The organism is Rhizobium sp. G21, from assembly GCF_014158035.1.
GTDB lineage: Bacteria > Pseudomonadota > Alphaproteobacteria > Rhizobiales > Rhizobiaceae > Rhizobium_E.
The window spans coordinates 2,321,716-2,342,624 of the sequence record NZ_JACFXW010000001.1; the positions used below are offsets into that span (position 1 = coordinate 2,321,716).

The 20,909-nt window shown below is 62.0% G+C and carries 19 protein-coding genes and 4 pseudogenes; 10 read left to right on the forward strand and 13 right to left on the reverse strand.

Translation table 11 applies throughout. The features are described 5' to 3' along the window. Window position 1 precedes the first annotated feature (1 nt). A pseudogene (locus H2O14_RS11835) lies at window positions 2-1,218 on the reverse strand (imelysin family protein). Window positions 1,219-1,465: 247 nt separating this feature from the next. On the opposite strand from H2O14_RS11835, the gene H2O14_RS11840 reads away from it, so the two are divergent. Next, the gene (locus tag H2O14_RS11840) at window positions 1,466-1,972 is read left to right on the forward strand and encodes an HPP family protein (RefSeq protein WP_182827807.1); all 507 of its coding nucleotides are present in this window, start codon (window positions 1,466-1,468) and stop codon (window positions 1,970-1,972) included. A gap of 2 nt (window positions 1,973-1,974) precedes the next feature. Here H2O14_RS11840 and H2O14_RS11845 read toward each other — a convergent pair whose 3' ends face one another. The 5 genes and pseudogenes from H2O14_RS11845 to H2O14_RS11865 form a co-directional block, all read right to left on the reverse strand. Next, window positions 1,975-3,264 carry an RsmB/NOP family class I SAM-dependent RNA methyltransferase gene (locus tag H2O14_RS11845; protein ID WP_182827808.1) on the reverse strand — a complete coding sequence of 430 codons (1,290 nt, stop codon included), beginning with the start codon at window positions 3,262-3,264 and terminating at the stop codon, window positions 1,975-1,977. A gap of 121 nt (window positions 3,265-3,385) precedes the next feature. After that, on the reverse strand, window positions 3,386-3,721 hold the full coding sequence (locus tag H2O14_RS11850) for a septal ring lytic transglycosylase RlpA family protein (RefSeq protein ID WP_312858668.1): 336 nt from the start codon (window positions 3,719-3,721) through the stop codon (window positions 3,386-3,388). Between the two features lie 350 nt (window positions 3,722-4,071). Then, window positions 4,072-4,941, reverse strand: a complete 870-nt coding sequence (locus H2O14_RS11855; RefSeq protein ID WP_182827809.1) for an SDR family oxidoreductase — start codon at window positions 4,939-4,941, stop codon at window positions 4,072-4,074. Further along, window positions 4,938-6,084, reverse strand: a pseudogene (gene queG / locus H2O14_RS11860) (tRNA epoxyqueuosine(34) reductase QueG). The gene H2O14_RS11855 and the pseudogene queG overlap by 4 nt, the downstream one beginning before the upstream one ends. A gap of 1 nt (window position 6,085) precedes the next feature. Further along, on the reverse strand, window positions 6,086-6,778 hold the full coding sequence (locus tag H2O14_RS11865) for a glutathione S-transferase family protein (protein WP_182827810.1): 693 nt from the start codon (window positions 6,776-6,778) through the stop codon (window positions 6,086-6,088). Window positions 6,779-7,047: 269 nt separating this feature from the next. Here H2O14_RS11865 and H2O14_RS11870 point away from each other — a divergent pair, with 269 nt between their 5' ends. Then, a complete protein-coding gene (locus H2O14_RS11870; protein WP_182827811.1) occupies window positions 7,048-7,854 on the forward strand; it encodes an undecaprenyl-diphosphate phosphatase in 807 nt (268 codons plus the stop codon). A gap of 96 nt (window positions 7,855-7,950) precedes the next feature. Here H2O14_RS11870 and H2O14_RS11875 read toward each other — a convergent pair whose 3' ends face one another. From H2O14_RS11875 to dnaN, 7 genes and pseudogenes are all read right to left on the reverse strand, one after another. Further along, entirely contained in the window at window positions 7,951-8,109 is a 159-nt protein-coding gene (locus H2O14_RS11875; protein ID WP_182827812.1) for a hypothetical protein, read from the reverse strand. Window positions 8,110-8,431: 322 nt separating this feature from the next. After that, window positions 8,432-9,411: pseudogene (locus H2O14_RS11880) on the reverse strand (complex I NDUFA9 subunit family protein). A gap of 71 nt (window positions 9,412-9,482) precedes the next feature. After that, the gene (locus H2O14_RS11885; protein ID WP_182827813.1) at window positions 9,483-9,773 is read right to left on the reverse strand and encodes a DUF1330 domain-containing protein; all 291 of its coding nucleotides are present in this window, start codon (window positions 9,771-9,773) and stop codon (window positions 9,483-9,485) included. 38 nt (window positions 9,774-9,811) lie between these two features. Then, window positions 9,812-10,504, reverse strand: coding sequence for an orotidine-5'-phosphate decarboxylase (gene pyrF, locus H2O14_RS11890; protein WP_182827814.1), 693 nt, complete (start codon window positions 10,502-10,504; stop codon window positions 9,812-9,814). 97 nt (window positions 10,505-10,601) lie between these two features. Continuing rightward, window positions 10,602-11,189, reverse strand: coding sequence for a histidine phosphatase family protein (locus H2O14_RS11895; RefSeq protein ID WP_182827815.1), 588 nt, complete (start codon window positions 11,187-11,189; stop codon window positions 10,602-10,604). Beyond that, window positions 11,189-11,785 carry a phospholipid N-methyltransferase PmtA gene (gene pmtA, locus H2O14_RS11900; RefSeq protein WP_182827816.1) on the reverse strand — a complete coding sequence of 199 codons (597 nt, stop codon included), beginning with the start codon at window positions 11,783-11,785 and terminating at the stop codon, window positions 11,189-11,191. The genes H2O14_RS11895 and pmtA overlap by 1 nt, the downstream gene beginning before the upstream one ends. 98 nt (window positions 11,786-11,883) lie before the next feature. Continuing rightward, on the reverse strand, window positions 11,884-13,002 hold the full coding sequence (gene dnaN, locus H2O14_RS11905) for a DNA polymerase III subunit beta (RefSeq protein ID WP_182827817.1): 1,119 nt from the start codon (window positions 13,000-13,002) through the stop codon (window positions 11,884-11,886). 225 nt (window positions 13,003-13,227) lie between these two features. Between dnaN and rsmI the strand changes: the two genes are divergently transcribed. The 8 genes and pseudogenes from rsmI to gshB all read left to right on the forward strand — a co-directional run bounded on the left by rsmI (window position 13,228) and on the right by gshB (window position 20,820). After that, window positions 13,228-14,097 (forward strand): 16S rRNA (cytidine(1402)-2'-O)-methyltransferase, encoded by an 870-nt coding sequence (gene rsmI, locus H2O14_RS11910; RefSeq protein WP_312858669.1) that lies wholly within the window; start codon window positions 13,228-13,230, stop codon window positions 14,095-14,097. Continuing rightward, window positions 14,094-14,456, forward strand: a complete 363-nt coding sequence (locus H2O14_RS11915) for a YraN family protein (protein WP_182827819.1) — start codon at window positions 14,094-14,096, stop codon at window positions 14,454-14,456. The genes rsmI and H2O14_RS11915 overlap by 4 nt, the downstream gene beginning before the upstream one ends. Before the next feature lie 104 nt (window positions 14,457-14,560). After that, the gene (locus tag H2O14_RS11920; RefSeq protein WP_182827820.1) at window positions 14,561-15,859 is read left to right on the forward strand and encodes an extracellular solute-binding protein; all 1,299 of its coding nucleotides are present in this window, start codon (window positions 14,561-14,563) and stop codon (window positions 15,857-15,859) included. Window positions 15,860-15,955: 96 nt separating this feature from the next. After that, on the forward strand, window positions 15,956-16,837 hold the full coding sequence (locus H2O14_RS11925) for an ABC transporter permease subunit (protein ID WP_182827821.1): 882 nt from the start codon (window positions 15,956-15,958) through the stop codon (window positions 16,835-16,837). 10 nt (window positions 16,838-16,847) lie between these two features. Next, entirely contained in the window at window positions 16,848-17,690 is an 843-nt protein-coding gene (ugpE, locus tag H2O14_RS11930; RefSeq protein WP_182827822.1) for a sn-glycerol-3-phosphate ABC transporter permease UgpE, read from the forward strand. An 8-nt stretch (window positions 17,691-17,698) separates the two neighbouring features. Continuing rightward, the gene (locus H2O14_RS11935; RefSeq protein ID WP_182827823.1) at window positions 17,699-18,796 is read left to right on the forward strand and encodes a sn-glycerol-3-phosphate import ATP-binding protein UgpC; all 1,098 of its coding nucleotides are present in this window, start codon (window positions 17,699-17,701) and stop codon (window positions 18,794-18,796) included. Next, entirely contained in the window at window positions 18,793-19,782 is a 990-nt protein-coding gene (locus H2O14_RS11940; protein ID WP_182827824.1) for an endonuclease/exonuclease/phosphatase family protein, read from the forward strand. Before H2O14_RS11935 ends, H2O14_RS11940 begins: the two co-directional genes overlap by 4 nt. Before the next feature lie 91 nt (window positions 19,783-19,873). Next, window positions 19,874-20,820: pseudogene (gshB, locus tag H2O14_RS11945) on the forward strand (glutathione synthase). The last annotated feature ends 89 nt before the right edge of the window (window positions 20,821-20,909 follow it).

A 20,909-nucleotide genomic window follows, 5' to 3' on the forward strand; every position in this document is an offset into this window, starting at 1 on the left:
CTTATTGGAACACGGCGTTGGGATTGTCCAGACTATCGGAGCCTTCGAGCTCGATCTGGCCCAGGTCGAGCGCAGAAATCACGCGCTGGATCGACTTGGTCTGGTCCACCAGACCATCGATCGCGGCCTGGACGACGGCGTTGCCGTCCTTGTTGCCTTCACCGATCATCTGGTCATAGGCCTCGACCGTCTCGCCGCGCTTGGCCATGGCATGCATGGCGTCGAGCGTGTGGCCGAGCTTGGCCTTCACTTCGGCGTCGAGGCTGGCATCCTTTTCCTTGACGAGGTCGGAGAGCGAGGGACCGCTGAGCTTCGAGCCGTCGACGCGGGTATAGGCGTTCTCATAGACGCCGGCGATGCCGATGGCGTCGTTGAGATGCGAGTTGTAGGTGTTGTCGGAGAAGCAATCATGCTCCTCTTCCGGATCATGCAGGAGAACGCCGAGTTTCATGCGCTCGCCGGCCAATTCGCCATAGGAGAGCGAGCCCATGCCCGTAAGCATGGCGACGACGCCCTTTTTCGGATCGGCGAGCACGGCCTTGTAGGCCTCGCCTTTGGGCGTCCACTGCTTGACCATGTAGTCGAGATCGCTCACCAGCAGGCTGGATGCAGCCTTCAGATATTGGGCGCGGCGGTCGCAGTGACCATTGGTGCAATTCTTGACGTCGTAATCGGTATAGGGCCGCGCGCCGGCGCCGGACCCGTGCCATTGAGATCCTGGCCCCAAAGCAGGAATTCGATGGCGTGATAGCCGGTGGCGACATTGGATTCCGAGCCGCCGGCTTCCTGCAGGGTGCCTGAGAGGAGTTCCGGCGTGATCTTGGTCGCGTCGATTTCCTTGCCGCCGATGGTGAACTTCGGATTGGCGATGACGTTCAGCGTATACTGCTCGTTTTCGTCGCTTTCGGTTCCATAAGCCTTGTCGACATAGTCGATCAGGCCTTCGTCGAGCGGCCAGGCGTTGACCTTGCCTTCCCAGTCGTCGACGATTGCATTGCCGAAACGGTAGGCTTCCGTCTGCTGATAGGGAACGCGGGCCTTGATCCAGGCGTCACGGGCTGCTTTCAGCGTGTCCTCGGAGGGATTGGCGATCAGCGCGTCGATCGCCTTGTCCAGCGCCTTGGCTGTGATCAGCGAGTCTTCATATTTGGCGTGGCCGATTTCGGCATAGGTCTTGACCACGGCGCCGAGATCGGTGGCGGCGAAGGCGCTGGACATGCCGAAAAGGGCGGTGGCCGACACGAGGCCCAGGCTGAGCCGGGCGAAGGGAAGACGGGTCATGGACGCTCCTTGACATCAGATGATTGGCGCTGTTCTGACTCATCTGCAAACTGGTGTCAAATCATCCAGATATAAGATCGGCGCAGACAACTATTTCTTTCCGGGAGCAACGAACAGAAAATCCGCCGCTTGTAGATTAATTTTTGCGCATTATGCTCACGCCATCATCACTTCCGCGGGCGACATGATCAGACATCTGAGGCACTTCATTCAACGCCATGAGCCGCCGGGGCAGGCTCTTGCGCATCTGAAATCCGGCTTCGGCGCGGTGCTCGCGATGACGGGCATCGGCGGCGCGGCCGTGGCCACCGGCCTGCCCTTCCTGCTCGCGCCTTTTGGCGCCACGGCGGTGCTGCTTTTCGGTCAACCCAAAAGTCCGCTCGCCCAGCCGGCCAATGTGCTCGGCGGTTATTTCGTCGCGGCGATGATCGGATCGCTGGCGGTGTGGCTGTTTCCCGGCGCCTGGCTTGCCGCCGCCGTCGCTGTAGGCCTGACGATCGCGGTGATGCTGATCCTGAGGGTCACGCATCCGCCGGCGGGCGCGATCCCGCTCGTCGCCTTCGCCAGCCATTTCAGCCTGCCGCTGCTCGTCGCCGTAGTGTCGGCCGGAAGCGCCTTGATGATCGCCATCGCGGTGCTGCATCATCGGCTGCCGCCGACCCAGCAATATCCGCTGAGGCTCGAGAGCTGATTTCAGCCGGCGCGGCGCATCATGGCGAAGTAAAAGCCGTCGGTGTCGGTCGAGGCCGGCGTCAGCGTCACGGAAAGACCATCAGGCGAGTAAGGCTGCGGCGCATCGGCTCCGAACAGCGATGTCCAGCCATCGAGCGCCGAGACCAGTGAAAAAGCGGGGTTCGCCGCCAGGAAATCTTCGACCTGACGCTGGTTTTCCTCCGGCAGGATCGAACAGGTGACATAGCACAACACGCCGCCGGGCCGGACATAGCCGCTGGCTTTGGTCAGCGCCTCACGCTGCTGGCTCAACCGTTCTTCGAGGTTTTTCGGCGTCAGCCTCCACTTGGTGTCTGGCCGACGGCGCCAGGTGCCGGTGCCTGTGCAAGGCGCATCGACGAGGACGCGGTCGCATCGGCCCAGGATCGACGCCATGGATTTCTCGTGCTCGTGGACCTGCACATTGCGCGCGCCGGCGCGGCGCAGGCGTCCGATGATCGGCGCGAGCCGTTTGCGATCGGCGTCGAAGGCGTGGACCTGGCCCTTGTTGGCCATGGACGCCGAGAGGCTCAGCGTCTTGCCGCCGCCGCCGGCGCAGTAATCGAGGATCTGCTCGCCCTCTCGGGCGAGAATGAGATCGGCGACGATCTGGGACCCCTCGTCCTGAACCTCGAACCAGCCTTTCTGGAAGGAAAGCTCGGCGGTGACATTGGGCAGCCGCGACGGCCCCTCGCCGGCCGCAATGCGCACGCCCGATCGGGCGATGGCGGAGGGCCGCGCCTGAGCGTGTTCGAGACCCCGGACGACCTTGTCACGGGTGGCTTTCAGCGTATTGGCGCGCAGATCGAGGGTCGGCCGTTCGGCCAGCGCCTGGGCTTCTTTGAGCCATAGGTCGCCGAAATTGACCCGGAAATGCTCGACGACCCATTCCGGGATATCACCGCGGACATAATCGGGCGCGTCTTCGAGCCGGCGTGACGAGAAGGCGGCGAGACAGTCCTCGGAGAGAGGCTCGGGCGCGAATTTATCGCCGTCGAATTCGCCGGCGAGATTGGCCGCCTCATATCCCCACTGCCGCAGCATCACCGCGTAAGCCAGCGCTGCGGGCGATGCGTCGTCCATCAGCCAGGCATGCGACAGTTTCATGCGAAGCGCGTCATAGACGATGTTGCCGACGGCGGCGCGATCGCCTGAACCGGCGAAGCGGCGGGACAGGCCCCAATCCTTGAGCGCATCGGCGACCGGCCGGCGGCGCGTTTCGATATCGCTCAACACTTCGATCGCCCCCGAAAGGCGTCCGCCCAGCCGCATCGCTTCATCTCCTTGTTTCCGGGGTGGTACCCGCGAATTGTCCGAAGAGCAAGCGTGGGGGCGGCGTTAGAGCATTTCGCGGCCGAGGTTTCGACCGAAGTCGTCCGCCGGAGGCTTCGGATCAGCCGATGACCTCGAAACAGACCTTGGCGGTGCCGCTGCTGACCATGCCGATCTGGTGGGCGGCGGCGCGGGAGAGGTCGAGGACGCGTCCGCGAATGAAGGGGCCGCGATCATTGATGCGAACGACCACGGCGCGTCCGTTGTTGCGGTTGGTCACTTTCACCTTGGCGCCGAAAGGCAGGTTGCGATGAGCGGCGGTGAGTTTGGACGGGTTCATGCGTTCGCCGGACGCGGTGCGGGAATGCAGCGCATACCAGGAGGCTCCACCACAACCATCTTTGGCCTCAGCTGGGGTCTGCCCGACGGCAAACGAAAAAACCACAGCAGCAAGCACGAGAGCGTGGTGAGATTTTTTTTTCGAACATTTAGACTTCCCAAGACGTTTATTCCTGGGAACGAGCTTCTTTGGGGTAAAAGAGGCAAAAAAGTGCCTCATGCGTTCACGCAATGTTACTTTTGAAATATTAACGGAGGACGCATTGGATCAAAATGAGATTCCGACCTGCAACCTGAGAATGAGACCCTAGAAGATTCAGATGGTAAGCACGGGACCTCGCGACGTCCTCAAAATCCGCGCTTCGCTCACAAAAGCGGCGGGAAAAAGCGCGTTTAATCAAATCTTCACCAAATTTTATGCCGATGTTGATATTCCTATAATCGTGTTGGCCGCATAAACGCCACAATTCACCCGCGCCAGACGCCGTCTTTCCAGAGTTGCTGCATCGAAACCAGGTAGTCCGGATAGAGAAATTCGAAGCCGAGCTCGCGGATCCGGGCATTGCCGACGCGCTTGTTCTCTCCATAAAACGACCGCTGCATGGGACTGAGTTCGGCCGTCTCGAAGGCGATATCTGGGGGCGTCGGAACGCCCATCAGCTCAGCCGCATAAGCGACCACATCCTGCGATGGCGAGGGCATATGGTCGGTGACGTTGAATGCGCCGCCTTCCCTATGGTCCATCAGGAAGAGCGTGGCGCGGGCGATATCCTCCACCCGGATACGATTGAACACCTGATCCTTCTTGACCAGACGCCGGGCCGTTCCATTGTCGAGATTGACGAAGGGGTTGCGCCCGGGACCATAAATGCCGGAAAGACGCAGGAGCGCCACGGGCACGCCGGCGGCTGCGCCCGCCTCCAGCCATTGGTTCTCGGCCAGCAGCGCGCGCTCGCGCGAGCGGTTGGACAAAGGCGTCGGTTCGGCAGTCTCATCCACCCAGGCCCCCTTGTGGTCGCCATAGACGCCGATGGTCGAGAGATAGCCGACCCATTCCAGACGCGGCATGGCGGTCTCGAGGGACGGGATCAGTCGCAGGAAGCCGTCGCCCTGCGCGTCCGGAGAGATGGATTGAACGAGCGCGGTTGTCTCCGACAGCGCCGCGGCGAGTTCGTCCGAGATCGTCTCGCCGTCGAACTGCAGCGGGCGAATACCTGCGCGTTCGAGGGCGGCGAACTTCGCCCCGCTCCGGGTGGTGCCGTAGACGGGGAAGCGCTCGCTTGCGAGTGCGCCGATCGCTTTGCCTGAAAAGCCCGCGCCCAAAATCGTCATCGTCATGGCAATAGTCCCGCTTGTTTCCATTCTTCTCTTACATAGTCATCCGGCTCGCGTTGCGCAGCGGCCTCGTCGCTCACCGTCAGCGCGCCGAGCTGCGCCAAGGCCCAGATCGCCATGCCGCGCACCTCCGCCGCCTGGTCGGACAGAAGCCGGCGACAGGATTCCGCGAGCTGGAGGTCGCCGGAATTGCCGGCGGCGATCAGACAGTTGCGGATGAACCTGTTGCGCCCGATACGCTTGACCGGCGAGCCGGAAAAGAGCGCGCGGAAGGCCGCATCGTCGAGCTCCAGGAGATCTGCGAGCAGTGGGGACCCTAGATCCCGGCGCGCGCGCAGCTTCTGTTCCCGCGCCACCTCGGCGAATTTGTTCCAGGGGCAGGCGGCGAGGCAATCGTCGCAGCCATAGATACGATTGCCGATCAGCGGCCGGATCTCCCGGTCGATCGGCCCCCTGTGCTCGATGGTGAGGTAGGAGACGCATCGCCGCGCGTCGATCCGGTAGGGCCCGGGAAAGGCTCCGGTCGGGCAGGCGTCGAGGCAGGCGCGGCAGGAGCCGCAGTGATCCCGCTCCGGCGGATCGACCTCCAGTTCCGCAGCCGTGAAGATGCTGCCGAGAAACAGCCAGGAGCCGAAATCGCGATTGACGAGATTGGTGTGCTTGCCCTGCCATCCCAGACCCGCTTTCGCCGCCAGCGGCTTTTCCATCACCGGGGCGGTGTCGACGAAAACCTTGACTTCGGCGCCGGTGCGGGCGGCGAATTTCTGGGCGATCTCCTTGAGCTTGCCCTTGATGACGTCGTGATAGTCGCGATGGCGGGCATAGACGGAGATATTGCCGACGTCGGGGCCGGGCGAGATTGTCGCGCGGATCGCCTTCGGGGCCATAATTCATGCCGAGCATGATGATGGAGCGCACATCGGGCCAGAGCACGCGCGGATCGCCGCGCCGCTCCTGCGTTTCCGGCATCCAGGCCATGGTTCCGTGATGGCCGGCCTCGATATAGCGGCCGAGATCTGCGCGCGCCCGGTCCAGATCATCGGGCCCGGTGATGCGGCAGATGTCGAAACCCGTATCGCGGGCGAGCGTCTTGATCCATTGCGCGCGCCCGCGGATATCGTGGCCGCGGCTGGCCGCGCCCGACATGTCAGAAATCCAGATCGGCGTAGTGCGACACCGGCGTCACGCCGCGAATGCGATCGTTGAGCAGCGGCCGAAAACCGGGACGCGACTTGATGCGCTGATACCAGTCCTTGACAGGCGGCCATTCGTTCCAGTCGATCTCGCCGAGATAATCGAGAACGGAGATGGCCGATGCGGCGGCGAGATCGGCATAGCTCAGTCGCTCGCCCGCGAGCCAGGTGCGGGATCCCGCCAACCATGCGAGATAGCGCATATGCTGGCGGATATTGTTGCGCGAGGTGCGCAGAACCTTGGAATCGGGCGCGCCGCCGCCCTGCTCAGGCGTCATGAACAGCTTGAACACACGCTCGCGCGCCAGCGGTCGCGTGACGTCCTGTTCCATCTTGTTGAGGAACCACTCGGTCAGGCGACGGATCTCGGCGCGCTGGAACGGATCTTCGGCGAGCAGTCGGCGGTCGCGCTTCAGGACGCCGCTGGTCTCATCGAGAAATTCGGAAATGATCGTGGCGCCACAGAGCGCGCGCATATTGTCGTCGACGAACACGGGCAACTGGCCGGCGGGATTGAGAGCAAGGAAATCTTTCCGCTTTTCCCAGATCGCTTCCTCGATCAATTCCGCCTGAACGCCATATTCCGAAAAGATAAGACGAACGAATCGCGAGGCGGTCGACATCGGATGATGATAGAGGACGGGCATAAATCTTTAACCGACTTTGAGAAAGGACAGGCTCGCGCCGCGCATATCACGCGCGGTCTTCACCCGTTGCGCCATAATCATACAGGTGCGCATGGCGCGCGGAATCGTCAAGCGACCTATGGCCGATTTGGGGCAAAGTCGTGATATCTCTCTCAAACCCGGTAAATAAATCGACAAGGCCGCGGCGAAACTGCGGCGAACATTAAGAAATTGGTGCGAAAACCCGGTCAATCCGATCGACAACAAGACAGGCATGTCACGAGGCTCTCATGGAAAGTCAGTCCATTTTCAGCGCGTTCATTCTCGGGCTTCTCGAGGGAGCGACGGAATTCATCCCGGTGTCGTCCACCGCCCATCTTCTCCTCGCGAGCCATTTTCTCGGCTTCAAGAGCACCGGCAACACTTTCCCGGTCCTTATCCAGCTCGGCGCGATCCTCGCCATCCTGCTGGTCTATTTCCGCAAGCTGTGGGACGTGGCGATGACGCTGCATTCCTCGGAGCGCTCGCGCTGGTTCGTGCTGTCGATCCTGGTGGGCTTCCTGCCGGCGGCGGTTATCGGCGCGGTCGCGCATGACTTCATCAAGAAAGTGCTGTTCGAGGAGCCGGTGCTGATCAGCTATGTGCTGATCATCGGCGGCGTCATCCTGCTGGCCGTCGACAAGATGAAGTTCCAGCCGCGCTATTTCGACGCCATGAACTATCCGCTGCCGCTGGCGTTCAAGATCGGCATCTGCCAGTGCCTGGCGATGATTCCCGGCACCTCGCGCTCGGGCGCGACCATTGTCGGCGCGCTGCTGATGGGTACGGACAAGCGGTCGGCGGCTGAATTCTCGTTCTTCCTCGCCATGCCGACCATGGTCGGCGCTTTCACGCTGGACCTGGTCAAATATCGCAACGACCTCAATTTCGACGACGTCACGAATATCGCCGTCGGCTTCGTCGCCGCCTTCATCAGCGGCCTCGTCGTGGTGCGGTCGCTGCTCGCCTTCGTCTCCCGCCGCGGCTATGCGCCGTTCGCCTGGTGGCGGATCATCGTGGGGACCGCAAGCCTGATCGGTCTTTATCTCCAGGGGTGAATCCCATGCAAAAGGCCGGCGACGAGCCGGCCTTCACGCTGAATAGATTTCATCTGAAAAGGGCGCCGCTCGGCGTCCTTTTTCATGACCGGAGGTTCAATGGGCGGGTACGGCGCCGGTCACGGCGCAGGGGTCCACGCCATAGGCGGGCGCGCAACGGTTCTTGTCGGCCGCATCGGTATGCGGCGCCATGAAGGAGCCGGCGAGAATGACAACTGCGGCAGACGCAAAGAACAATGCGATCGATTTGCCCATAATTTCCTCAAAAAAGTTTGCAGAGTTGGCGGAGCCGCCTTGTCTTTGGCGCATCTGAGCGGCTTCTAATCAGTTGCGTCGGCGCAATCAATGTCGAGCGAATGGCTTTATTCGGGTTTAACAAAACTAGCCGCTCTGTGCGACTTTTGGGCAACTCTTGCGCTCACGCAAGATCCACCACGACAATTCATTTAAAAATGTCAGCATCTGGTTAATGGATCGTATCCAATGCAAATGGAAAGAGCGCTGCAGATACTTCGAACAAAGCAAAAACGGCCCCAGCCATGCTGGAGCCGCCGCACGAAGTCTTAACAAATTATGATCAGCCGGCTGCGCCGGGCTGCGTGAACTGGCCTTCCGGGCGATAGCGCGCCAGATAGGTCGGCAGGATGGCTGCGGCGAGCGTGGGCTTGATGCCCATTCCCTCCAGCGTGCGGCCCTCGGCGATCGCGGCCTCGGAGACGATATTGTCCTTCTTGAGCAGCGTCACCTGATCGGCCGTGATCGGCGGGGTGATGAAGGGCACGAGCGAGGCGACCGAACCCAGAAGCGAGGCCACGCCGAAGGGAATGCTGACCAGCGACTTGTCGCGACAGGTCACGCGCAGGATATCGTCGAGGATATCTTTGAAGCTCACCACTTCTGCGCCGCCGAGTTCATAGATCTTGCCGCCGTCGACGAGGCCGTCGACCGAGCGGGCCACGGCTTCGGCGACATCGTCGACGAAGACGGGCTGGAACTTGGTCTTGCCGCCGCCGACCAGCGGCAGGAACGGGCGACGCGCGCCATGTCGGCGAATTTGTTGTAGAACTGGTCTTCCGGTCCGAAGACCACCGACGGACGCAGGATCACCGCATCCGGCTTGGTCTGCAGGATCGACTGCTCGGCGCGGCCCTTGGAGCGGGCATAGGCCGAGGCGGAGCTCACATCTGCGCCGATGGCGGAAATGTGGGTCAGGCCGGCGCCTGCAGCGCGGGCGGCTTCGGCGACGGCGCGCGCGCCGAATTCCTGCACGGCGTCAAAGCTGTTGCGACCCTGTTCGAAGAGAAGGCCGACGCAATTGACCACGTGATCGGCGCCCTTGACGGCGGCGTCGACAGAATTGCGATAGCGTAGATTGGCCTGCACGAAGGAGATCTGGCCGACATTGCCGAGCGGCTGCAGATGCAGCGCCAGATCGGGACGGCGCACCGCCACCCGGATGCGATAGCCGCGACGCGCCAGCGCGCGCACGACATGGCGGCCCACGAAACCCGATCCGCCAAACACAGTCACGAGTTTCGGCAAATTCGACAGCGTCATCTTGATCTCCTGAAATTCGGCGCCTTTTGGCCGGTCATACCCGAATCAACGCGCGAAATGAAGTTGTTAGTTCAGGCCACGCCTTCCACGATCACCATTTCGGCGTCGGCGACCTGCTGACGGATCGCGGCGGCCTTTTGGTATTGAGCGGAATGGTAGCAATCATAGGCGGCCTGCAGCGAAGGAAACTCGATCACCACATTGCGGGCGCGCACCTGGCCTTCGAGACGGTGATACTCGCCGCCACGGGCCAGAAACACCGCGCCATACTCCTCGAAGGCGGGTTTTGCGGTCGCGACGTAATCCTTGTAGCGCTCGGGATCCCGGATATCGACGCGGGCGATCCAATAACCTTTTGCCATGACGGCCTCCACCGTGTTCGGACAGACATGCAAACGTGTTAGAGCACCGTCTCCATCTCGGCAAGGATCGCCTTTGCCGCAGCCAGCGGATCTGGCGCTTTGACGATGGGACGAGCGACGACGAGATGCGACGCGCCGGCGCGAATGGCGTCGGCGGGCGTCATGACCCGCTTCTGGTCGCCCTTGTCGGCGCCGGCCGGCCGGATGCCGGGCGTGACCACGGCGAGTTCGGGTCCGACCACCTTGCGCACCGCCTTGGCCTCTTCGGCCGAGCAGACGATGCCGCCCATGCCGGCGCGACGCGCCTGTTCGGCCCGGCGCAGCACCAGCGTATGCGGATCATATTCATAGCCGGCCTCGATCAGGTCGGCCTCGTCCATGGATGTGAGAACGGTGACGCCGAGCAGGCAGAGATCCGAACCCCTGGCCGCCTCGACCGCGGCGCGCATCGCCTTGGGATAAGCATGCAGCGTCAGCATGCTCATGCCCATCTTGGCGATGTTCTCCACCGCGCTCGCCACCGTATTGTCGATGTCGAGCAGCTTCATGTCGAGAAAGACCTTCTTGCCGTCGCGGGCGAGGTCGCGGGCGAATTCCAGCCCTCCGGCGAAAGCCAGTTGATAGCCGACTTTGTAATAGGAGACGGTCGATCCGAGTTTCGTGACGATGCGGTCCGCTTCCTGCACATTGGGCACGTCGAGCCCGACGATCAGCCTGTCCTTCGCCGACATTTCAGCCTCTCCTTTTTGCGTTGCGGCAGCAGTGCCACGAGCAGGCGCGAGCCGCAAGACGCGAGCGCGGCGGCAGCGAGGAAATCAACCGCTTCCGTTAAGCCCCGGTCCAATCTTCCATCGGCGTCCAGTCGGACAGAAGAGTGTGATCGTCGAGCCGGAACGCGAAGAGATTGCCGCCGCCCCCACCCTTTTGATCCTGTGAGCGACTGATCGGCAAATTTCCAAGCCGGCATTTCAGGAGCGTGCCGACACCGCCATGGCCGACAAAAGCGATCGGGCGATCTGTCGGCCAATCCTCGAGCGCCCTTTTGAAGGCAGAGACGATCCGGGCCTGTGCGTCCACGGCCCGCTCCCAGCCATGAAAGCTTTCGTCGGGATGAGCAAAGAACCAGTCGGCCGCCTTCTCGAACTCCAGCGGCGGCAGGAAGCCTGTGGCGCTGCGGTCGTTCTCGCCCATGGCTTCGGCGATCTCGACATCCAAGCCCACGGCGGATGCGAAGACCTGGGCAGTCTCGATCGCCTTGGTTTCATCGCTGGAGATGATTCGCCTGATGCGCCCGATCCAGGGCGATGAAGCCGTGTGTTCGGCCCGGACGCGGCCGATCTCCGACAGGCCCCATTTCGGCACGGGGATCGCGGGATCGATCAGAACTTGCGGATGGGTGACATAGACACCGAACATCAGGAAACGGGGCGGTAATAATGCCAGATCTGCGCCGGCGGCAGGTTCCGCACGATGAAGTGGTGATGCTTGATGCGATAGCTCTCGGGCTTGGCGATGACAGGGGAAACCGGCCCGTAGGAGAATTGCACCACCGGGCGGCCGCGCGGCACGAGATCGAGCAGATCCTCGATCAGCCGGATGCGCGACTCCATCGGGAAGTTGAGAAGCGGGATGCCCGAAATCACGCAATCGAACTGGCGGCCGGCATGGGCCGGCAAAGCGTTGAACAGGTCGAAGGCGTCGCCATGCAGGAAATTAACGCCGGGATATTTCATCCGGAGATGGCTGAGAAACTCCTCGGAATATTCGATGGAGAAGATCCGCGAGGGCTCGACGCCATGCTGGAGAATGGCGCGGGTAATGACGCCGGTGCCGGGCCCGAGTTCGAGAACGGGCAGACGGGAACTGACGTCGATGGCTTCGGCCATGGCGCGGGCGGTGCGCGAGGAGGTCGGCGCAATCGCCCCGACCGTCTTGGGACGCGACATCATCCCCTTGATGAAACGAATCTCGTCGTCGAACTTTTCGGCGAAACGTGTCTTCAATCGATGCATGCGCCTGCGCCCTTCATGGTCGGTGACCGATATGTGAAGCGGCGCGAGGCGCGAGGCAAGGGGCGTATGGTTAACGAACCGGAAATATTTCGGTCGCGTCAGACGCGCATCGGCATCAGAACGTAAAGCGCATCCGCTCCCGTCGAGTCGAGAATGATGGTCGGCGAGCCGGGATCGGCAAGCTTGAACACCGCGTCGTCGCCGCCCAGCTGACCGGTGATATCGAGCAGATAGCGGGCGTTGAAGCCGATTTCCAGCGGATCGCCTTCATAGGAAATCGCGAGCTCTTCGGTGGCGCTGCCGGAATCGGGATTGTTGACCGTCAGCACCATTTGCCCCTCGGACAGCGCCAGCTTCACGGCGCGGCCGCGTTCGGAGGAAATCGTCGAGACGCGGTCGACGGCGCTGGCGAAAGTGGCGCAATCCACCCGCATTTCCTTGTCGTTGCCCGAGGGAATGACGCGCTGATAATCCGGAAAAGTGCCGTCGATCAGCTTGGAGGTCAGCACGATCTCGCCGAAGGACAGGCGGATCTTGGCGTCAGAAACTTCGAAGCGGATTTCGGCTTCGGGATTTTCGATGAGTTTCTGGATTTCGCCGACCGTCTTGCGCGGCACGATGATGCCCGGCATGCCTTCCGAGCCAGAGGGCGCCTCGATTTCGGCGCGGGCGAGACGGTGGCCGTCGGTCGCCACCGCGCGCAGCTTCAGCGCGCCGCCGGTTTCGACCGTGTGCAGGAAGATGCCGTTCAGGTAATAGCGCGTCTCCTCGGTGGAGATGGCGAACTGGGTGCGCTCGATCAGCATCTTGAGATCGGCGGCCTTGATGGTGAAGGCGTTGGCGAAGGCGCCTGCGGTCAGATCCGGAAAGTCGTTTTCCGGCAGGCATTGCAGCGAGAATTTCGACCGGCCCGAAGCGACGCTCATGGTCGCGCCATCGGCCGAGGTGCTGAGCGACACTTCCGAGCCGTCGGGCAGCTTGCGGACGATTTCATAGAGAAGGTGAGCCGGAACGGTGGTGGCGCCCGCCTGTTCGGTCAGCGCCGGCGCGGCCTCGGTGATTTCCAGATCGAGATCGGTCGCCTTCATGGTCAGCGACGCGCCTTCGGCCTTCAGCAGCACGTTGGACAGGATCGGGATCGTGTTGCGACGCTCCACCACGCGATGGACGTGTCCCAGGGATTTCAGGAGATTGGAACGCTCGAGTGTGATACGCATGATCCTACCGTTTTTTGTTCTTGCCGGACGTTCCGGCGTCGCCCGCCCCCGCGCGGACGGGCAAAATGGCAGAAAGCGCGATGATATTGCAAGTGCTTTCGAACCGAAAAACGCGCCTTGCACATGATCGGCCCCCGGCCCATAAAGGCCTGACTTCATTCACTTCCGGAGCAAGACTTGGACGACGACGACAGCGCAGCGCCCTCAGGCGACCGGAAATATCGCATCCGCACGCTCGAAATCCCGGCGCGCCCGCTGGAGCCTGGCCTCTATCTGGTGGCCACCCCGATCGGAAATCTCGGCGACATCACGTTGCGCGCGCTCGAAACGCTGGCCGCCGCCGACATCATCGCCGCAGAAGACACGCGGGTGAGCCGTGTGCTGCTCGAACGCTACGGCATCAGCCGCCGGCCCTATCCCTATCACGAGCACAACGCCGCGGAGGCCGGACCGCGCCTCATCGCCGAGATCGAAGCGGGGAAATCCGTGGCGCTGATCTCGGACGCCGGCACGCCGCTCGTCTCGGACCCCGGCTTTCGGCTTGTGCAGAGCGTCGTGGAAGCGGGGCGGAAAGCCATCCCCATCCCTGGACCTTCTTCCGTGATCACCGCCTTGTCGGCCGCCGGCCTTCCGAGCGATTCCTTCTTTTTCGGCGGTTTTCTGCCACAGAAGGAAAAGGCGCGGCGCGACCGGTTAAAGGAGATCGCCTCGGTTCCAGGCACGCTGATCATGTTCGAATCGCCGCACCGGATTGCGGCTTCTCTTTCAGACGCCGCCTTGGTGCTGGGGGAAAACAGGCAGGCTTGCGTCTGCCGAGAACTGACCAAGACCTATGAAGAGTTCCGGCGCGGCAGCCTCGGCGAACTCGCCCAATTCTATACGGCGCAGGACAATGTGAAAGGCGAGATCGTGCTGGCCATCGCGCCGCCGGAAGCAGAAGCGCCGCCGGAAGGAGAGGCGCTCGACGCTTTTCTGCGCGAACTCTCCGGGACGATGCCCACGGCCAAGGCTGCGGCGGAAGCCGCCCGCGAGACGGGCCTTTCGCGCAAGGATCTCTATCAGCGCCTGCTGGAGCTCAAGGAAGAGCGGGGATGACGGCGCCATCGAGGGATCGCCGTCGCGCCTTCTTTCGCGGCCATGTCGCCGAACATATCGCCGCCTTCTATCTGATCGCCAAGGGCTACCGGATCATGGCGATGCGCTACAAGACGCGCTCCGGCGAGATCGACATCATCGCCCGCAAGAAGGATCTCGCCGTTTTCATCGAGGTCAAGGCGCGGGCTTCCATAGAGGACGGACTGAACGCGGTGACCGCAGAGACGCAAGAGCGCATTCGCCGCGCGAGCGACATCTGGATCTCCCGCCGACCCCATCCGGTCGATCTCGGAATGCGCTATGACGTGTTGGTCGTCAGGCCGTGGCGCTGGCCTGCGCATTTCATCAGCTATTTCTAACAGTTAACGTCAACAAGCTGTCACAAAAGCGTAACCGCGCTGTCATTGGAACCCACTAGTGCACTCCCAGAACCGATACCCGGTCAACAACAGGGAAAACGCACATGTTGAAGAAGGTTTCGCTGGCCGTCATGGCCGTCGCGCTCTCCGCCACCACCTCGTTCGCCGCCACCAACATTACCTGGTGGCACGGCATGAGCGGCAAGAATGGCGACGTCATCAACGAAGTCGCCAAGAAGTTCAACGCCGCCCAGTCGGCCTGCGCGCTGACCCCCGTCTCCAAGGGCACCTATGAAGAGGCGCTGGCCGCCGGCATCGCCGCCTTCCGATCGGGCGAGCAGCCCAACATCCTGCAGGTGTTCGACGCCGGCGCCGCCACGATCATCAACGCCAAGGGCGCCGTCATCCCGGCCGAGGACCTGATCAACAAGGCCGGCTACACATTCGACCGCGACGCCTTTATCGACGGCATCCGCTATTTCTACGCCGACGCCGACGGCAAGTTCGTCGGCATGCCGTTCAACTCCTCGGCTCCGATCATGTATATCAACACCGACGCGCTGAAGAAGGCCGGCGTCGAAGCGCCGAAGACCTGGGAAGAGTTCGAAGCCATCGCGCCGAAGCTCAAGGACGCCGGCTTCGTGCCGCTCGTTCAAGCCCAGCTGACCTGGCAGTTCACCGAGAACTTCTTCTCGCGCAACAACGTCCAGTTCGCCTCCAACAACAACGGCTACGACTCGACCGAAGGCACGACGCTCAACGTTACCGATCCGAAGCTCGAAATGATGTTCACCAAGCTCAAGGATTGGGCCGACAAAGGCTGGTTCGGCTATTACGGCGCCGGCTGGTCCGACAACCAGAAGGTCTTCGAAGAAAACAAGGCCGCCCTGTGGATCGGTTCGTCGGGCTCCTTCGGCGGCTTGCAGAAGACCGCACAGATGCCGTTCTCGGCCGACTTCCTGCCCTATTGGGGCGGCATCGAGGGCGCCGGCACCTCGTCCTTCATCGGCGGCGCGGCTCTGTTCGCCATGTCCGGCAAGACGGATGAAGAAAACAAGTGCGTGGCCGACTTCTTCCAGTTCCTGACATCGGCCGAAGTGCAGAAATACTACCATGAGGAAACCGGTTACGTGACCGTAACCAAGGCGGCCTATGAGCTGGCCAAGAAGGAAGGCTGGTACGAGAAGAAGCCGGCCGCCGAAGTGGGCATCAAGCAGCTGATGCTGCCGTCGGGCGAATGGTCCAAGGGATATCGCCTCGGCTTCTACCCGCAGATCCGCGAAATCATGGAACGCGAATATAACCGCATCTTCGCCAACGAGACCTCGGTGAAGGACGGTCTCGCCACGATCAAGAAGGAAGGCGACGAACTGCTCGCCCGCTTCGCCAAGACGTCTGGCTGACGCCATCGCCCCTTCCTCGGATGGAAGGGACCTGACGATCATGAGGACCGCCTCCATCAGGAGGCGGTTCTTCCTTTGAGCCAGAAGAGGCCTCAGATGAAGCGCGTTCAATTTTCTTCGCCCATCATTCCCTATCTGTTTCTCGCGCCGCAACTGGCGGTGATCTTCATTTTCTTCTATTGGCCGTCGGTCCAGGCGATCCAGTCTTCCTTCTACCTGGAGGATCCGTTCGGCTTCGGAGCGACCTTCGTCGGCCTGCAGAACTATTGGGACACGCTGACCTCGCCCCAATATCGGGGCATTGCGAGCTTTACGGCTTTCTTCACCGTGGTCGTGACGTTCTTTTCGCTGTCGATCGGCCTTCTGCTCGCCGTCAAGGCGGATGGGGTCATTCGCGGCGCCTCGACCTATAAGACCATCCTCATTTCGGTCTACGCCATCGCCCCGCCGGTGGCCGGCCTCACCGGCATGATGTTTTTCGACCAGCATATCGGCCCCTTCGTCCGCTTCGCAGCGCTGTTCGGCTGGGATGTGAAAGTCGGGCTCGATTACAACGACACGGCGTTCGCGATGATCTTCGTCGCGGTGTGGAAGCAGATCCCCTATAATTTCATCTTCTTCCTCTCTGGGCTTCAGGGCATTCCCGCCTCGATCCGCGAGGCCGCCGCAATCGATTGCCGCAACGGCTTCCGGCGTTTCTGGACGGTGACCGCCCCGCTCCTGACCCCCACCGCCTTCTTCCTGCTGATCATCAACTTCACCTATTCGCTGTTCGACACGTTCGGCGTCATCGACGTGATGGTGAAGGACAAGGCCGCCAACAACCCGATCACCCTGACCTACAAGGTCTATATGGACGGCTTCCGCGGCAATGATCTCGGCGGCTCCTCGGCCCAATCGGTCATCCTGATGGTGATCGTGCTGGTGCTGACCATCTTCCAGTTCCGCTTCATCGAGCGGCGCGTTCATTACGGTTGAGGAGAGCGCCATGCGCCGCACATCGCCATTCGATCACCTCATCCTCATTCTCGGATCGCTGCTGATGATCCTGCCGGTGGTGGTGGCTTTCACCACCTCGACCCATGAGGCGGCCGACATTCACATGAACGGGCTGACTTTCTCGCTCGGCGGTCATTTCATCGAGACCTATGAGAAGGTGCTCAGCCATCAAGGCGGCTTCACCGGCAAGGTGACGGGCCTGACCATGCTGACCAATTCGCTGATCCTCGGCATCGGTTTCGCGGTCGGCAAGATCGTGTTGTCGATGCTGGCGGCCTACGCCATCGTCTATTTCCGCTTTCGCGCCGCCACCCTGATGTTCTGGATCATCTTCACCACGCTGCTCCTGCCGCTCGAAGTGCGCATTCTTCCCTCCTACGAGGTCATGCACAAGCTCGGCCTGATCAACACCTATACCGGTCTGATCGTGCCGCTGCTGGCCTCGGCCACCGGCACCTTCTTCTTCCGGCAATTCTTCAAATCGGTGCCGGACGAGATCCTCGAGGCGGCCCGCATCGACGGCGCAGGGCCGTTCAAATTCTTCATCGACATTCTCGTGCCGTTGTCGCGCACCATGATCGCGGCGATGTTCATCATCATGTTCGTCTATGGCTGGAACCAGTATCTCTGGCCGATGCTGATGACCAATGACGAGAGCTTCTACACGCTGGTGCGCGGCATCAAGCAGATCCTCGTCGTCTGGGTGGGCGCCCAGATCCCCGATTACAACGAAGCCTTCGCCATGGCCGTGCTCGCCATGGTCCCGCCGGTGCTGATCGTCGTGATCTTCCAGCGCTGGTTCATCAAGGGCTTGACCGAAAGCGACAAGTGAGAACCACCATGGCGACCATCGACATCAAATCCGTATCAAAAATCTACGACGGCGGCGCACAGGCCGTGCGGGACATTTCCATAGCCATCAAGGACGGCGAGTTCATCGTGCTGGTCGGGCCTTCCGGCTGCGGAAAATCCACCCTGTTGCGCATGGTGGCCGGGCTCGAGGAAATCTCCGCCGGCGAAGTCCGCATCGGCGACCGCCGCGTTAACGATGTCGACCCCGCCGATCGCGATATCGCCATGGTGTTCCAGAACTATGCGCTCTATCCGCATATGACCGTGCGCGACAATCTCGCCTATGGCCTCAAGAACCGCAAGACGCCGAAGGCCGAGATCGAAAGCCGCGTCGATGAAGCGGCGCGCATGCTGGAGATCGAGCCCTATCTCGACCGCAAGCCGCGGGCGCTGTCCGGCGGCCAGCGCCAACGCGTCGCCATGGGCCGGGCGATCGTTCGCCAGCCTGCCGCCTTCCTGTTCGACGAGCCGCTGTCCAATCTCGACGCCAAATTGCGCGTGACCATGCGCGGCGAGATCAAGCGCCTGCAGCGCCGGCTCGGCACGACCTCGATCTATGTCACCCACGACCAGCTGGAGGCGATGACGCTGGCGGACCGCCTGGTGGTGCTCAACAAGGGTGAGATCGAGCAGATCGGCAGCCCGCTCGACGTCTATCACAGGCCCGCCTCCACCTTCGTCGCAAGCTTTATCGGCTCACCGGCCATGAACCTCGTCAAGGCGGAGGCGCAGGGCGCTGGCGTCAAGATCGGCGATCAATGGCTTTCGTTGTCCAGACCGGTGGCGTCCGACGTCGCCCTGACGCTCGGCTTTCGCCCCGAAGACGCCACGCTCTCCATGGATCCCGCACAGGGGCTGCGTTTTGAGCTGGATTATGTCGAGGAACTCGGCGCGCAGCGATTGTTGCATGGTCTGGTCGGCGGCCAGCCGGTGTCGGTCGTCACCGCGAGCATTCACGCCTTCCGGGGCGAGATGGGGCTCGCCATCGCGGAAAACAAGCTGCACGCCTTCTCGGCCGTCACCGGCAAACGCTTGGGCCAGAACGACGGCATGTCTTCAACGCACCGATCCGAGGCGCTGGCATGATCCGAACCGTCGTTTCCGAACTCGCCGCCCCCTCCCAGGCGATGCGCGACGCCCTTCCCCGCGCCATCGAAACCGTGCTCGAGCATGACGCCGTGATGTCTGGGCTTGCCGCGATGACCTCGCTCGAGGCGGCCGGAACCCCATCCACATCAGGCCCCCTCGCCTTTCCGATCACCGTGTCGGCCTGGAATCTGGAGCGCTGCCTGTTCGTCGAGGACAGCGCCGACCATCTCAAGCAACACGCGCCCGCTTTGGTGCTGCTGTCGGAAATGGATGACGGCATGGCCCGCACCGGGCAGCGGCACACGACGCGTGATCTGGCCCGCTGCATGGAAATGACCTATGCCTATGGCGTGGAGTTCCTCGAAATGGGTCTCGGCTCGGACACCGAGCGGGAATTCTGCTCCGATTCCTTCAACCTCAAGGGCTTCCACGGCAACGGCCTCCTCTCAGCGGCGCCCATCCGCGAGCCGTTTATGATCCGCCTCTGGGGCGAGCGTCTCTGGCGCGGCGACGTCGGCCAGCCGCGCATCGGCGAGCGTTGCGCCGTGGGCGGGCTGATCGACACCACATCCGGTCCCTTCTTGGCCGTCTCCGTTCATCTCGAAAGCGCGACGACCGCCGCCTATCGCGAACAACAGACGGCTGATATGATCGACCGGCTGGAGCAAGCCTTTCCCGACCTGCCCATCCTGATCGGCGGCGATCTCAACACCGGCAACCATGCCGGCGGCGATTTCGAGGCGGAAGGCCTGTTTGCGATGAGCGCCGCGCGCGGTTTCAGCCGTCATGGCGGACCGCTCGAGCAGATGACGACGCGACCCAGTCTGATCACCCGCTGGCCTGAACGGGCCATGAAGCTCGACTGGTTTCTCACCCGCGGGCTCGAGCTCTCGGATACGATTATCACGCCGTCGCTCGATCCTAAGGGACGGCCTCTTTCCGACCACGATCCGATCACCACGCGCATTCTGGGCTTTCTCTGAGGCTCGTCTTTCATCCCTGCCGGCGGGCTTGCCAAGCGCCCGGCCGGGTCCTACATCTGGCCGGCTTTGATCATCCGGGGAGCGCCTTTTCATGGCTAAAATCAAGAACGTCGCCGTGCAGATGGACCATGTGTCCTCCATCAACATCGCCGGCGACTCCACCTTCGCCATGAGCCTTGAAGCGCAAGCGCGCGGCTACAAGCTGTTCCACTACACCCCCAACCAATTGTCGATGCGCGACGGCACGATCTACGCCACCGTCGAGCCGATGGAGCTGCGCGACGTCAAGGGCGACCATTTCACGCTCGGCGAAGCCGAACGCGTCGATCTCTCGACCATAGATGTGGTGCTCTTGCGCCAGGATCCGCCCTTCGACATGGCCTATATCACCTCGACGCATCTGCTCGAGCGCATTCACCCCAGGACGCTTGTGGTCAACGATCCCGCCTGGGTGCGCAATTCGCCGGAAAAGATCTTCGTCACCGAATTCGCCGACCTGATGCCGCAGACGCTGATTACCCGCGACGTCAAGGAAATCGCCCGCTTCCGCGAGGAAATGGGCGACATAATTCTGAAGCCGCTCTACGGCAATGGCGGCGCAGGCGTGTTCCCTCCTCGCGCGACGACCGCAACTTCACCTCGCTGCTGGAAATGTTCGGCCAGATGTTCCGCGAGCCCTTCATCGCCCAGCAATATCTGCCTGCGGTGCGCAAGGGCGACAAGCGCATCATCCTGATCGACGGCGAGGCCGTGGGCGCGATCAACCGCGTGCCGGCCGAGACGGATTCGCGCTCCAATATGCATGTAGGCGGCCGCGCCGAACATACAGAACTCACCGCGCGCGAACAGGAAATCTGCGCGCGTATCGGGCCTGCGCTCCGCGAACGCGGCTTCCTGCTGGTCGGCATCGACGTGATCGGCGACTATATGACCGAGATCAACGTCACGTCGCCCACCGGCATCCGCGAGGTCAAGAAGTTCGGCGGCGCCGATATCGCCTCGCTGTTCTGGGACGCGGTGGAAAAGAAGCGCGGCTGATTTGCGATTTTATTTTTGTCGCTCAACCGAACCAAATTGCAGCCGGAGGGTGAAAATCGACTCGATTTGTTCTTGTTTTATTCTGGTTT

What these genes read in the sequence shown, in the direction of transcription:
- pyrF (WP_182827814.1), bottom strand. Translation starts at nt 10,504, where the DNA reads ATGTCGGCGAAGGACAGGCTGATCGTCGGGCTCGACGTGCCCAATGTG.
- H2O14_RS11840 (WP_182827807.1), top strand. Translation starts at nt 1,466, where the DNA reads ATGATCAGACATCTGAGGCACTTCATTCAACGCCATGAGCCGCCGGGG.
- ugpE (WP_182827822.1), top strand. Translation starts at nt 16,848, where the DNA reads ATGCGCCGCACATCGCCATTCGATCACCTCATCCTCATTCTCGGATCG.
- H2O14_RS11875 (WP_182827812.1), bottom strand. Translation starts at nt 8,109, where the DNA reads ATGGGCAAATCGATCGCATTGTTCTTTGCGTCTGCCGCAGTTGTCATT.
- H2O14_RS11845 (WP_182827808.1), bottom strand. Translation starts at nt 3,264, where the DNA reads ATGCGGCTGGGCGGACGCCTTTCGGGGGCGATCGAAGTGTTGAGCGAT.
- dnaN (WP_182827817.1), bottom strand. Translation starts at nt 13,002, where the DNA reads ATGCGTATCACACTCGAGCGTTCCAATCTCCTGAAATCCCTGGGACAC.
- H2O14_RS11915 (WP_182827819.1), top strand. Translation starts at nt 14,094, where the DNA reads ATGACGGCGCCATCGAGGGATCGCCGTCGCGCCTTCTTTCGCGGCCAT.
- H2O14_RS11865 (WP_182827810.1), bottom strand. Translation starts at nt 6,778, where the DNA reads ATGCCCGTCCTCTATCATCATCCGATGTCGACCGCCTCGCGATTCGTT.
- H2O14_RS11935 (WP_182827823.1), top strand. Translation starts at nt 17,699, where the DNA reads ATGGCGACCATCGACATCAAATCCGTATCAAAAATCTACGACGGCGGC.
- pmtA (WP_182827816.1), bottom strand. Translation starts at nt 11,785, where the DNA reads ATGCATCGATTGAAGACACGTTTCGCCGAAAAGTTCGACGACGAGATT.
- H2O14_RS11920 (WP_182827820.1), top strand. Translation starts at nt 14,561, where the DNA reads ATGTTGAAGAAGGTTTCGCTGGCCGTCATGGCCGTCGCGCTCTCCGCC.
- H2O14_RS11925 (WP_182827821.1), top strand. Translation starts at nt 15,956, where the DNA reads ATGAAGCGCGTTCAATTTTCTTCGCCCATCATTCCCTATCTGTTTCTC.
- H2O14_RS11885 (WP_182827813.1), bottom strand. Translation starts at nt 9,773, where the DNA reads ATGGCAAAAGGTTATTGGATCGCCCGCGTCGATATCCGGGATCCCGAG.
- H2O14_RS11940 (WP_182827824.1), top strand. Translation starts at nt 18,793, where the DNA reads ATGATCCGAACCGTCGTTTCCGAACTCGCCGCCCCCTCCCAGGCGATG.
- H2O14_RS11870 (WP_182827811.1), top strand. Translation starts at nt 7,048, where the DNA reads ATGGAAAGTCAGTCCATTTTCAGCGCGTTCATTCTCGGGCTTCTCGAG.
- H2O14_RS11895 (WP_182827815.1), bottom strand. Translation starts at nt 11,189, where the DNA reads ATGTTCGGTGTCTATGTCACCCATCCGCAAGTTCTGATCGATCCCGCG.
- H2O14_RS11855 (WP_182827809.1), bottom strand. Translation starts at nt 4,941, where the DNA reads ATGACGATGACGATTTTGGGCGCGGGCTTTTCAGGCAAAGCGATCGGC.